This is a genomic window from Magnetovibrio blakemorei (assembly GCF_001746755.1).
Lineage (GTDB): Bacteria > Pseudomonadota > Alphaproteobacteria > Rhodospirillales > Magnetovibrionaceae > Magnetovibrio > Magnetovibrio blakemorei.
Window position 1 is genome coordinate 247,683 of sequence record NZ_MCGG01000008.1, and the last position, 11,690, is coordinate 259,372.

General features: G+C 57.6%; 13 protein-coding genes and 1 tRNA gene. 2 read left to right on the forward strand and 12 right to left on the reverse strand.

Features of this window, described 5'->3' with window-relative positions:
* Positions 1-9 precede the first annotated feature (9 nt).
* The 12 genes from trpA to aroA all read right to left on the reverse strand — a co-directional run bounded on the left by trpA (position 10) and on the right by aroA (position 10,799).
* Positions 10-861 (reverse strand): tryptophan synthase subunit alpha, encoded by an 852-nt coding sequence (trpA, locus tag BEN30_RS02805; RefSeq protein WP_069956797.1) that lies wholly within the window; start codon positions 859-861, stop codon positions 10-12.
* Entirely contained in the window at positions 858-2,081 is a 1,224-nt protein-coding gene (gene trpB / locus BEN30_RS02810) for a tryptophan synthase subunit beta (protein ID WP_069956798.1), read from the reverse strand. Before trpB ends, trpA begins: the two co-directional genes overlap by 4 nt.
* A 113-nt stretch (positions 2,082-2,194) precedes the next feature.
* Positions 2,195-2,836 carry a phosphoribosylanthranilate isomerase gene (locus BEN30_RS02815; protein ID WP_069956799.1) on the reverse strand — a complete coding sequence of 214 codons (642 nt, stop codon included), beginning with the start codon at positions 2,834-2,836 and terminating at the stop codon, positions 2,195-2,197.
* A 9-nt stretch (positions 2,837-2,845) separates the two neighbouring features.
* Positions 2,846-3,385 (reverse strand): hypothetical protein, encoded by a 540-nt coding sequence (locus BEN30_RS02820; protein WP_139134807.1) that lies wholly within the window; start codon positions 3,383-3,385, stop codon positions 2,846-2,848.
* Positions 3,382-4,161 (reverse strand): glycerophosphoryl diester phosphodiesterase membrane domain-containing protein, encoded by a 780-nt coding sequence (locus BEN30_RS02825; protein WP_069956801.1) that lies wholly within the window; start codon positions 4,159-4,161, stop codon positions 3,382-3,384. Before BEN30_RS02825 ends, BEN30_RS02820 begins: the two co-directional genes overlap by 4 nt.
* The gene (gene pyrF / locus BEN30_RS02830) at positions 4,161-4,874 is read right to left on the reverse strand and encodes an orotidine-5'-phosphate decarboxylase (protein WP_069956802.1); all 714 of its coding nucleotides are present in this window, start codon (positions 4,872-4,874) and stop codon (positions 4,161-4,163) included. Before pyrF ends, BEN30_RS02825 begins: the two co-directional genes overlap by 1 nt.
* 60 nt (positions 4,875-4,934) lie before the next feature.
* Positions 4,935-5,375: a lipopolysaccharide assembly protein LapA domain-containing protein gene (locus BEN30_RS02835; RefSeq protein ID WP_139134808.1), complete on the reverse strand. Its 441-nt coding sequence runs from the start codon at positions 5,373-5,375 to the stop codon at positions 4,935-4,937.
* Positions 5,376-5,419: 44 nt separating this feature from the next.
* Complete coding sequence (gene ihfB, locus BEN30_RS02840; protein WP_069956804.1) at positions 5,420-5,701, reverse strand: integration host factor subunit beta; 282 nt, start codon at positions 5,699-5,701, stop codon at positions 5,420-5,422.
* 134 nt (positions 5,702-5,835) lie between these two features.
* Positions 5,836-6,771 carry a signal peptide peptidase SppA gene (gene sppA / locus BEN30_RS02845; protein WP_069956805.1) on the reverse strand — a complete coding sequence of 312 codons (936 nt, stop codon included), beginning with the start codon at positions 6,769-6,771 and terminating at the stop codon, positions 5,836-5,838.
* Between the two features lie 196 nt (positions 6,772-6,967).
* On the reverse strand, positions 6,968-8,653 hold the full coding sequence (gene rpsA / locus BEN30_RS02850; protein ID WP_069956806.1) for a 30S ribosomal protein S1: 1,686 nt from the start codon (positions 8,651-8,653) through the stop codon (positions 6,968-6,970).
* A 133-nt stretch (positions 8,654-8,786) separates the two neighbouring features.
* The gene (cmk, locus tag BEN30_RS02855) at positions 8,787-9,446 is read right to left on the reverse strand and encodes a (d)CMP kinase (RefSeq protein WP_069956807.1); all 660 of its coding nucleotides are present in this window, start codon (positions 9,444-9,446) and stop codon (positions 8,787-8,789) included.
* A gap of 9 nt (positions 9,447-9,455) precedes the next feature.
* Positions 9,456-10,799 carry a 3-phosphoshikimate 1-carboxyvinyltransferase gene (aroA, locus tag BEN30_RS02860; protein ID WP_069956808.1) on the reverse strand — a complete coding sequence of 448 codons (1,344 nt, stop codon included), beginning with the start codon at positions 10,797-10,799 and terminating at the stop codon, positions 9,456-9,458.
* A 128-nt stretch (positions 10,800-10,927) separates the two neighbouring features.
* Between aroA and BEN30_RS02865 the strand changes: the two genes are divergently transcribed.
* Positions 10,928-11,296, forward strand: a complete 369-nt coding sequence (locus BEN30_RS02865; protein ID WP_069956809.1) for an FYDLN acid domain-containing protein — start codon at positions 10,928-10,930, stop codon at positions 11,294-11,296.
* A gap of 247 nt (positions 11,297-11,543) precedes the next feature.
* Positions 11,544-11,619 (forward strand) — tRNA-Ala (locus BEN30_RS02870).
* The last annotated feature ends 71 nt before the right edge of the window (positions 11,620-11,690 follow it).

Genomic DNA, 11,690 nt, shown 5'->3' on the forward strand with positions numbered 1-11,690 from the left:
CGTGATCCTTTATTTGTTGCCTTTGCGGACACCGTCCGCAAGCTCTGTGACAAAGCCTAACACTTCTTTGACCAAACCCGGCTTGGCCTTGCCGCCCGCATCCAAGTTGTCGCGGATGCGATTGACCAGGGCCGAACCCACAACGGCGGCATCGGCAACCGCTGCGACATCGCCGGCAGCCTGGGCCGTGGTGATGCCAAAACCCACCGCGACGGGCAGATCGGTGTGACGGCGAATGCGCGCAACCGCGGCTTCGATATCGCCAACCGCCGCTGACGCCGTTCCGGTAACCCCGGTGATGGACACATAGTAAACGAATCCTGACGCATTCTCCACCACGCGCGGCAGACGCTCATCGTCCGTGGTGGGGGCGGTCAGATAAATAAAATTGATGCCGCCGGCCAGCGCGGGCAAACACAGCTCGGCTTCTTCTTCGGGCGGCAAATCGACGATGATCAAACCGTCCACGCCCGCCGTTTTGGCGTCCGACACAAATTTTTCGACGCCGTAATGGTGGATGGGATTGAAGTACCCCATCAAGACAATCGGCGTCGCATCGTCTTGGAGGCGAAAGGTGCGCACCTGATCCAAGGTTTTTCTGAGCGTCATACCGTGTGCCAAAGCGCGCTGGGAACTGGCCTGAATGGCCGGGCCGTCCGCCATGGGATCGGAAAACGGCATCCCCAGTTCAATGATGTCGGCCCCCGCAGCGGGCAGACCCAACAAAATTTCCAGACCGACGTCGGCGTCGGGATCGCCAGCGGTGACAAACGCCACCAAACCGCCGCGCCCTTCGGCTTTCAAATCGGCAAAGCGTTTGGCCAAACGTGTCACCACGGATTTTGCGTTTACGGCGTTCACAGGTTCACCCCCATCTCCACACCCATGTGGGCGGCGACGGTGTTCAAATCTTTGTCGCCGCGTCCCGACAGGTTCATCACCAAAATGTTGTCTTTGGGAAGCGTTGGGGCGAGCTTGATGACGTGGGCCAAAGCGTGCGCTGATTCCAAAGCCGGAATGATGCCTTCCAAGCGGGTCAGGGTGTGAAACGCCGCCAGCGCTTCGTCATCGGTGACGGGCACGTATTCGACCCGTCCGATGTCGTGCAGCCAGCAATGTTCCGGTCCGATGCCGGGATAATCCAGGCCCGCCGAAATGCTGTCGGCTTCTTTGACCTGGCCGTCTTCGTCTTGCAGCAAATACATGCGGTTGCCGTGCAGCACGCCGGGCGACCCCGCGGTCAGGCTGGCGGCGTGTTTGCCAGTCTCAATGCCCCGTCCGGCCGCTTCGGTACCGATGATGCGCACGTCGGCGTCGTCCAAAAACGGATGGAACAAGCCTATGGCGTTGGAGCCGCCGCCGATGCACGCGACCAAGGTGTCGGGCAAACGACCTTCGGCTTTGAGGCATTGCTCCCGAACTTCTTCGCCGATGACGCACTGAAAATCGCGCACCATCATGGGAAACGGATGCATGCCCGCCGCCGTGCCGACCAGGAAATAGGTATTTTCGACGTTGGCCACCCAATCGCGGATGGCTTCGTTCATGGCGTCTTTCAACGAGCACGAGCCCACGGTCACGGGTTTGACCTCGGCGCCCAGCATTTTCATGCGAAACACGTTGGGCGCTTGGCGTTCGATGTCTTTGGTGCCCATGTAGATGGTGCACGGAATGTCAAACAGCGCACACACGGTGGCCGTCGCCACGCCGTGTTGACCGGCCCCGGTTTCGGCTATGATGCGGGTTTTGCCCATGCGTTTGGCGAGCAAGATTTGCCCCACCGTGTTGTTCACCTTGTGCGCGCCAGTGTGGTTCAAGTCTTCGCGTTTGAGATAAACTTTCGCCCCGCCCAGCTTGGCTGTGAGCCGCTCGGCAAAGTACAAGGGGCTTGGACGGCCCACGTATTGAGCCAGATAATAGGCCTTTTCGCGGGCGAACTCGGGGTCCGCCTTGGCTTCTTCATAGGCTTTGGCCACGTCCAAAACCAGCGGCATCAAGGTTTCGGCCACAAAGCGGCCGCCAAAGATGCCAAAATGTCCGGTTTCGTCCGGGCCAGCGCGAAATGTGTTGGGCTTGTTCATCGGTTTCAGCACTCAGTGGGCTTCGGTACTCGGGTGGTTTGGAGGGCGGACCATAGCAAGAGATGCGTCCAATTGCCACAGATTTGAGCCGCTAAATGTGGCTTTCACATGACTTATAATGAATTGGCAAGGCTGAGAAAGGCACGAATTTTTGCCACCGACTTCACACCGGGACTGTCTTCGACACCGCTGGACACGTCAACGAAGGTCGCTTTGCTGATGTTCACCGCTTCGCTCAAGTTTTCCACCGTCAATCCGCCCGCCAACATCCACGGTTTTGTCCACGTTTCGTCGGCAATCAAAGGCCAGTCGAAGCTCACCGCATTGCCACCCGGCAGCACCGCGTCGTTGGGCGCTTTGGCGTCCAACAACAACCGCTCGACGACGCTTTCATAACTGTGTGCCCGGGCAATGTCATCCGCCCCTGCGATGCCGACGGCCTTCATGACGGGTAGTCCTGTCACGGCCTTGAGGTCGGCAACGCGCTCCAAACTCTCGGACCCGTGAAGCTGTAAAATATCGATGGGCAATTGGTGACAGACCGCGCGCGCATCAAAATCGTCGGGATCGACCATCAAGGCGACCTTCAAGACCCCGTCGGGCACGTGCGCCATCAGCGCCTTGGCTTCCATTGGCGTCACCGCCCTCGGCGATTTTGGAAAAAACACAAAGCCCAGCATCTTCGCGCCCCCGGCCACGGCGGCGTCCAGGGCTTCGACTGAGTTAATGCCACAAATTTTAACGTCGATGGGCATGTTTCTTTCCTATGCCGCGTTGCGCTCAGCCAAGATTTTAGCCACACCCGCGCCCAGCACCAAGCCCAACAACGTGTTGAGGATAAATTCCGGCAAAAGGATCCCCACCACCTCCAGCACCAGACTGTCAATGGAGGACAAGGCGGCGCTGACTACCATGGTGGCGATAAACAGCAAAACGATGCCCGGAATGATCAGCAACAGCGCTTCCCCCAACAGCCCCAAAAGCGGGCGCACCCCCGGCCAAATCGGTTGCGGCACGGCCCAGCCCCAAAGGCTGGGTCCTGTCACCACGTGACCCGACGCCTGACTTTCGCTCACCCGGGAAACCGAGGTGATGTAAGACAGCAAAAACAGGCCGTGCAACACATCAAATCCATAGCGTGCCGGCGGTCCCACCAAACGCGCCAAAATGACCGCCCCCACCGACAACGCAAACGGCAGCACCGCCAAGCGCACCAGCACCGGAAACGCCTGCCACAAGGTTTGCATAGCTTGATATGAAAGACTGCGAAACGGCTCTTGAGACTCTGGCGTGTGCTCGGTCATGGGGTCCTGACGGGTTTGGCGGGTTGGTGTAGCCCCTGGAATACCACTGCTGAGAAAATCGTCAAGGCTGTCATGACAATATACGCCTGAACCACACTGACAAACACGCGGATAAGATCGGGCTGTAGGGGAAGATGACCGCCCACAAAGCGCACGCCAAAGACGTTGATTACTCCGACGGGCACCATCACCAGCACGAACGCCCAAAAAAGGCTCCCCACCCGCCCGCGGGTCATGGACCAAGCCTGGACCATGGCGGTGGTGAATTTGGTGCCATGTTGCACAATCAAAGGCAAAGTCGTCCCAAAGCGCAGGATAAAATATAGGAAGACAAGCAAATAGCCACCCATAAAAACAAACCATCCCAATTTTGAGCCTAATAACATGACGAAAACGGCCGTAAACGACGTCAGCACAACAATGAGCACGTTCAGATGGATGTATCGAAGGCACAACAGAAACAGCACTGCAATGACACCTACGGCCAGTATATGCAGTTCGGTCCGACCAATCTTCAAAGCGCGCACCGATGCCGGTGCGTTCAGCAAAACATGACGAAGCAGCGCTGCAATAAAGACGACATTGGCGAGGTACGCAATAAGGCTAAGCGGCAAATGCAACAACAAACCTATTTTCTGACCGCCATACGCCGCCGCCAGCGACACAACAAACGGCACCGCCATCAACACCAGTGCCGGGATCACCATGCGCCAAATAAGACGATAGGTTGTTTTTGCAACCGCAAGCGCACCAATGCTCGGTTGAGGCTCCGCCATTAGGAAAGTTCTTCGGCGATCAAGCGGGCGGCTTCTAGGGGGTGATTGTGGGCGGTGATGGGGCGGCCGATGACCAGGTAGTCGGCGCCCAAATCGACGGCGTCTTTGGGGGTGACGACGCGGCGTTGGTCGTCTGTGCTGGCCCAGGTGGGGCGGATGCCCGGCACCACCAGCAAGAAATCGCGCCCGACCGAGCCGCGCAGGGCGACCACTTCCTTGGCCGAACACACCACCCCGTCGAGACCGCTGGATTTTGCCAAGCGGCCCAGGCGCAAGACCTGTTCCAACGGGTCTTCATCGACGCCGACTTCGGCCAAGTCTTCGCGCGCCATGCTGGTCAGAACCGTCACGCCGATGACGTTGGGGCGCGTTTCCGCCGGGGCCTGATTGGCGGCCTCGGCAGCCGCCCACATCATGCGCCGCCCGCCGCCTGCGTGCACGTTGACGATAAACGGATTCAACGCCAACGAAGCGCGAATGGCGCCGGCCACGGTGTTGGGAATGTCGTGAAATTTGAGATCCAGGAACAACGGCATGCCGCATTCGGTGACCCGGTGCACGCCGTCTGGCCCGTGGGCGGTGAAAAATTCTTTGCCCAGCTTAACCCCGCCGACGGCCCCCTTGAGGCCGTGAGCCAATTCAACTGCACGTCCAAGATCGGTCATGTCCAGTGCAACAAAAATACGTTGCCGGGGATGTTCTATTCCAACCATGTTTGTTCTCACCGTGCGAAGGCGCACACCATTTCGGTGGCAAATTGAAGTGACGTTTTTTTAAGAGACGTTTTGCGATTTTATCAGTTGGCCTGCTGAGCCCCCTGGAGCAGCAGACGAGGGCGCGTGCTCTATGGTTTTGCCGTCGTCATCGGACGACTGTTGAGAACCGTGTTCCATAACCGACTTCATGGCCTTCACCTCAGCGCGCAGTTTGAGGTTTTCTTCGTGTTCCGCCTGCAATTGTCGCCGCGCGACTTCGCCTTCATAGGCTTGTTTGCGCAAGCTGGCGCGCATATGCCCACCGCCGGACCACGACACCACGCCGCCCAACAGCACGCCAACTCCAAGCACGGCGGTCAACACCAGATACAGCTCTTGTTCCACCACCAAGGCGAACGGCCACAGGTTGAGGGTTATGGGGTCTTTGTTGTTCAAGGCGAAGACAACCACCGCCACCGCAGCGGGAATCATAATCAGCCACGAGATGAAACGCCGCAAAGGCTTGCTCCCGTCTGAGGTTATTTCAGGACCGCCGAGGCAACTCAGCCTGCGTTCAGTTTTTCGCGCAGCTGCTTGCCCGTTTTAAAATACGGAATGAACTTGGACGGAACGTCAACCGCGTCACCCGTGCGCGGGTTACGCCCGGTCCGCGAGCCCCGCTCTTTTACCGAAAAAGCGCCGAAGCCGCGCAGCTCAACCCGATCGCCCTGGGCCAACGCATCCGTGATTTCATCAAAGATGGTGGTAACGATGCGTTCCACATCGCGCAAATACAGATGTGGGTTGGCCTCTGACAGTCGTTGGATCAATTCAGATTTTGTCATGTTTACACCTCATGTCGGACCTCCCCAAAACGGCAAAAGTCCAAGCAAACCGGGGATTGTCGCCCCCCAAAAAAACTCAGACCAGTCCTTGAATCCGAACACGATTGCTCGTCCCAAAGCCTGCGGGTCGACACCTACAGTTCAGGTTGCCAAACTGCGAGCAGTCCGTCAAGGGTAAGTCGTTCTGAAACCAGCGCTTTTCCAACTGCCCCAAAGACCCTTTCGACGACATCGGGGCGCGGATAGTCGGGTTTTTCATCCACCACGCGCAAATCGGCTTCCAAACTTTTTTCCGTTTCCAGCCAAAGAATGGCTTCCGCTTCGCCGCCGATGGCGTCAATCAAGCCCGCGTCCAAGGCCTTTTGGCCGGTAAACACACGCCCATCGGCCAGCTTTTTAACAGCATCCACGTCCATGTTGCGCCTTTCCGCCACCATACCCACGAACAGGTCATACATGTCCATGACCACGTCTTGCATGTGCTTGCGGGCCGCGGGCGAAAGGCTTTCCAGGGGATTGGGTTGGGCTTTCAGCTCGCCACTTTTGATGGTGACGGGCTTCATGCCAATTTTGTCCATCAGCTCGGTCAAATCGGCGGTCTGCAAAATCACCCCGATCGACCCGGTCAACGTGCCGTTGCGGGCAAAAATGCGGTCCGCACCGATGGCGGTCATATACGCCGCCGACGTGGCGGTCGAGCCCATCACCGCCACCACGGGTTTTTTGCTGGCGAGATCCTTAAGACCCAGATAGAGGTTTTCGCCCCCCACCACCGTGCCGCCGGGGCTGTTGATTTCAATCAGAACGGCTTTGACCTTGTCGTCGTCTTTAAGCTCTTTGAGCATTTTATCGCGAAAGCGGTCTTCCAGGATAATGCCCGAAATTTGCACGCGCGCGATGTGCGCACCATCAAACAATTGCCCACCAGCCAAGCCATTATCCGGGGCGACGGTGCGCATCACCAACACCGCAATCAAAGCGGTCAGGCTCAATGTCGCCATCACCTTCCACAGCAAGGCACTGCGGCGCTGACGACGGCGTTCGATCAATTTATCGGTATCCAAAGACATGGTGGGCCCACTCAACTCGTTTCAAACGGAACTCATTCGGGCGCAGTCTATCACAAGCCCCCGACAAGCCTCGCTGAAAATGCACCAGAATTTCTTTTTTTGGCTGCCTTGCGAGAAGCAGGCCCTCAAAACGCAAAAAAACGCCCCCGACCATTTCTGGCCGGGGGCGTTTTGATTGTGTTCGTCGCAAAAAAACTTAGTCGTCGGTAGACGCTTTCTTTTCTTGCAATGCAGCGCCCAGGATGTCGCCCAAGGATGCGCCCGAGTTGGACGAACCGTAGTCGTTCATCGCCTGCTTTTCTTCCTGGACCTCGAGGGCCTTGACGGAAAGCGACAGCTTGCGGCTGTTGGCGTCGATCTGCATGATCTTCGCGTCAACCTTTTCGCCAACGGCGAAGCGGTCAGGACGCTGTTCGGAACGTTCACGGCTCAGTTCAGCCTTGCGGATGAAGCCCGGTACGCCGTCACCGGCGGTGACTTCAATGCCGCCTTCGGTGATGGCTGTGATCGTGCAGGTGACAACGGTGCCACGCTTGAGACCGGCCATGCCTTCTTCAAACGGATCTTTGGTGAGCTGTTTGATGCCCAGGGAGATGCGTTCTTTGGCCACGTCCACGTCGAGCACTTTGGCCTTGACCATGTCGCCCTTCTTGAAGGCTTTGATGGCGTCTTCGCCGGACTGATCCCAGCTGAGATCGGACAGGTGAACCATGCCGTCGATTTCTTCGGTGAGACCGATGAACAGACCGAATTCGGTGATGTTCTTGATCTCGCCTTCGACTTCGGTGCCCGCCGCGTGGGTGGTGAGGAAGCTGTCCCAAGGGTTGTCGCCACACTGCTTGAGGCCAAGCGAAATACGACGTTTGTCGGGATCGACGTCCAGAACCATGACTTCCACTTCCTGAGAGGTGGAAACGATTTTGCCCGGATGGACGTTTTTCTTGGTCCAAGACATTTCGGAAACGTGCACCAAACCTTCGACACCGGCTTCCAATTCGACGAATGCGCCGTAGTCGGTGATGTTGGTGACGCGACCTTTGAGCTTCTCGCCGACCGGGTATTTGGCGCCAACGCCTTCCCAAGGGTCAGACTCAAGCTGCTTCATGCCCAGCGAAATGCGCTGCGTTTCGGCGTTGAAACGGATGACCTGAACCTTAACGGTTTCGCCAACCTGCAACGCTTCGGACGGATGGTTGATGCGCTTCCACGCGATGTCGGTGACGTGCAACAGACCGTCGACGCCGCCCAAATCCACAAATGCGCCGTAATCGGTGATGTTTTTAACCATCCCTTCGAGCACATCGCCTTCTTTCAGCTGACCGATGAGTTCGGAACGAGCCTCGGCGCGGGTTTCTTCCAACACGGCGCGGCGCGAAACCACGATGTTGTTGCGCGAACGGTCCATCTTCAAGATCTGGAACGGCTGCGGCATGTTCATCAACGGGGTAACGTCGCGAACCGGGCGAATGTCAACCTGGGAACCGGGCAAGAACGCCACGGCGCCGTTCAGATCGACGATAAAGCCGCCTTTGACGCGGCCAAAGATGGTGCCAGTCACGCGTTCTTGCTTTTCGAACAGCTTTTCCAACTGGATCCAGGCTTCTTCGCGGCGCGCTTTTTCACGGCTCAAGCGGATCATGCCGTCACGGTCTTCGTAGCGTTCGATAAAGACGTCAATCCGGTCGCCCAGAGTAACGACCTGGGCATCGGCACCGACGCCGAATTCCTTCAACGGAATACGGCCTTCGGACTTCATGCCGACGTCAACGAGAACGGCATCGCCGTCTACACGCAGCACGGTGCCGGTGACGACGCTGCCTTCGAGCATGGAATTTAGGGCAAAGGACTCTTCGAGAAGGTCCGCAAAATTTTCAGTGGTCATCAGTTAAATCTTCCTTTTTTTTACGCTTTCTGGCCTGCTGGTTGGTTCCAACGGTCTTTCATCAAATCCAAAAATCCGCATCTCTGTTGCGAGATGCGGGGCTTAACACACTTCCGAAACACAGTTTCGTTTTTCAGAAGAGGTTCTTCGCCGCAATAAAGTCGAGCGCCGCAGCAAAAGCTTGGTCGGCGTCCATATCGCTGGTATCGAGCTGCAGCGCATCGGCTGCCGCCACCAACGGTGATGCACTTCGCGACGTATCGCGCGCATCACGTTCCTTCATGTCGTCGAGAACGCGCGCATATATAGCTTCAAGACCGCGATCACGCAACTCTTTAAAGCGCCGTTTTGCGCGGATTTCCGTACTTGCGGTGACAAACAGCTTCACTTCGGCGTCGGGACACACCGTGGTGCCGATGTCGCGACCGTCCAAGATGGCGCCTTGGGCCGCACTGCCATCGGCCAATTTTGGCGGGTTTTGGGCGAAATTGCGCTGAAAGTCCAGCAACGCCGCGCGCACGCCGGGGATCGCGGAAACCTTGGAAGCGGCTTGCGCCGATTCATCGGTGCGCAGTTCGGGATTATTCAATTCAGCCGGGTCTAAGGCCCGGGCTGCGGCTTCCGCTTGGGCTGGATCTTCGGGGTCGCCGCCTTGGCTCAACACTTTAAAGCCGGTCGCCCGGTACAACAGCCCGGTATCGAGCTTCGCCAGCTTAAAGTGCTGTTCCAGACGCAGACCCAAAGTGCCCTTGCCCGCTGCGGCGGGGCCGTCGATGGCGATGACGATGCTCATGTTGCTTCCTTATTCTTCAACCAATGTTGCGCCCAGGCTTTCCATCAAAACCTGAAAACCCGGAAAGCTGGTGTCGATGGGGCCGACGTCGTCGACCTTGATGGGATACTGCGCCGCCATGCCCAACACCAAAAAGGACATGGCGATGCGGTGATCCAGATGCGAAGCCACTTCGGCGCCACCCGGCACCCGCTGACCCGTACCACCAACGCCTTTGACAACCAACCAATCGTCCCCTTCTTCAACCTCCACGCCGCACGCCGTCAGACCTTCGACCATGACGCTGAGACGATCGCTTTCTTTGACCCGCAATTCTTCCAAGCCTTCAAAGCGGCTTTCGCCCTCTGCACACGCGGCGGCGGCGAACAACACCGGGTATTCATCGATTTGCGCCGGTGCCCGACTGGCCGGAACGGTGCAGCCCTTGAGCGCCTGATAGCGAATCCGCACGTCGCCGACGATTTCACCGGCCTCGATGCGCTGATCGATGATTTTAATGTCCGCGCCAAAGTCTTTTAAAGTTTCCACCACACCCGCGCGGAGCGGATTGAGGCCCACGTGGGTGACGGTGATGTCGGAACCTTCTACGATGGCGGCCCCAACCAAAACAAATGCGGCAGAGGAAATATCCGCCGGCACGATCACGTCACGGCCTCGCAACTCCGGTCGACCGTGCAAGGTGATGCGCCGTGCGCCCCCGTCCAGTTCTTCCACTTCGACTTTTGCGCCAAAGTGGGTGAGCATTTTTTCGCTGTGATCGCGGGTCGGCTTGGGTTCAATCACGACCGTTTGTCCGGGCGCATTCAAACCCGCCAACAGCACCGCCGACTTCACCTGGGCCGACGCCATCGGCAGTTCGTAGGTGATGGGCATGGGGTCTTGGGCCCCCGTAATGGTAAGCGGCATGCGTCCGCCTTCACTGGCTTCAAACACCGCCCCCACCTGTGACAACGGATCGATCACCCGGTTCATGGGTCGAGACGACAAGGACGCGTCGCCCACAAAGGTGGCTTTGAGGCCTTGGCCCGCCACCAAGCCCATCAGCAACCGGGCCGCAGTGCCCGAATTGCCCATGTCGAGCGCACTGTGGGGCTGAAGCAAGCCGCCGACGCCGAGACCGTTCACCACCCATTCGCCCTCGCTTAAGCGTTCGACTTGGGCGCCCATGGCGCGCATCGCCGCCGCCGTGCACAAAACGTCTTCGCCTTCCAGCAATCCGCTGATTCGCGTTTCGCCCAAGGCGACGGCACCCAGCATCAAAGCACGGTGAGAAATGGATTTATCGCCGGGAACGCGCACGCGCCCCAAAAGCGGGCCACAACGGTGGGATGTCAAGGAGGACAATGGTTTCAGCCTTTAATGGGAATGGAAACAGCCAACTCTGCGCTCTCTAGCATATTTTTCCTTTTGACAGAACCCGCGGAACGTGGCAATTGCGAATGAGTTATTAACATCGTTAAGAAAAGTTCGGAGACTGCCCAGTGGCCAAGCCAAACCTAGGTCAGAAACAAGAGTGCCCAAACTGCGAAACGCGGTTTTTCGATCTTGGCAAAACACCGCCCGTTTGCCCCAAGTGCGCAACGGTCGTTGAGGTCGGAAAACCTAAGCCCAAAGCCAAACTTGAGCTTGTGGCCGAGCCCGCACCCAAACCCGTTATCAAAAAGTCCATCCTGCCGGGTGACGACGATGATGATGATGATCTGGACATTGATCTGGATTTGGACGTCGACGACGATCTTGATGATGAAGACGACGACGATGATCTCATCGAAGACACGTCTGATTTGGATGACGACGACGACGTGAGCGGCGTCATTCGCAAAGTTGATGGCAAGGGCGAAGACCTGTAATTCAGCCAACCCTTGGCATCACAGCTGCATGTCCAACGCATCCAAAACAACGTCATGGTGGCGCGGTGTCGGATGCGGTGTGACAAGCGGGGGCGGATGCGGTGAATAATCAGTCGTAAAATGTCATACACGCGTCATTTTACCCTTGCGCATTCGCAACCGCGCCTTTAAGTTCCCGCCGCACACACCCCTGAGGTCAGCCCACTCAAGACCAACGCTGATCGTCCCACCAGGGCACAACTAAATTGGGGCCATAGCTCAGTTGGGAGAGCGCTACAATGGCATTGTAGAGGTCAGCGGTTCGATCCCGCTTGGCTCCACCATCAAAACCCCTTGGGAAACCAAGGGGTTTTGTCTTTCCCGGCAGAATGACATCGTCCGTCGGGCTATTTCG

Excerpts from the sequence above, each read along its gene's own strand:
- trpB (WP_069956798.1), bottom strand. The coding sequence starts at position 2,081 with ATGAACAAGCCCAACACATTTCGCGCTGGCCCGGACGAAACCGGACAT.
- ihfB (WP_069956804.1), bottom strand. The coding sequence starts at position 5,701 with ATGACAAAATCTGAATTGATCCAACGACTGTCAGAGGCCAACCCACAT.
- BEN30_RS02820 (WP_139134807.1), bottom strand. The coding sequence starts at position 3,385 with ATGACCGAGCACACGCCAGAGTCTCAAGAGCCGTTTCGCAGTCTTTCA.
- sppA (WP_069956805.1), bottom strand. The coding sequence starts at position 6,771 with ATGTCTTTGGATACCGATAAATTGATCGAACGCCGTCGTCAGCGCCGC.
- BEN30_RS02815 (WP_069956799.1), bottom strand. The coding sequence starts at position 2,836 with ATGCCCATCGACGTTAAAATTTGTGGCATTAACTCAGTCGAAGCCCTG.
- BEN30_RS02825 (WP_069956801.1), bottom strand. The coding sequence starts at position 4,161 with ATGGCGGAGCCTCAACCGAGCATTGGTGCGCTTGCGGTTGCAAAAACA.
- rpsA (WP_069956806.1), bottom strand. The coding sequence starts at position 8,653 with ATGACCACTGAAAATTTTGCGGACCTTCTCGAAGAGTCCTTTGCCCTA.
- cmk (WP_069956807.1), bottom strand. The coding sequence starts at position 9,446 with ATGAGCATCGTCATCGCCATCGACGGCCCCGCCGCAGCGGGCAAGGGC.
- pyrF (WP_069956802.1), bottom strand. The coding sequence starts at position 4,874 with ATGGTTGGAATAGAACATCCCCGGCAACGTATTTTTGTTGCACTGGAC.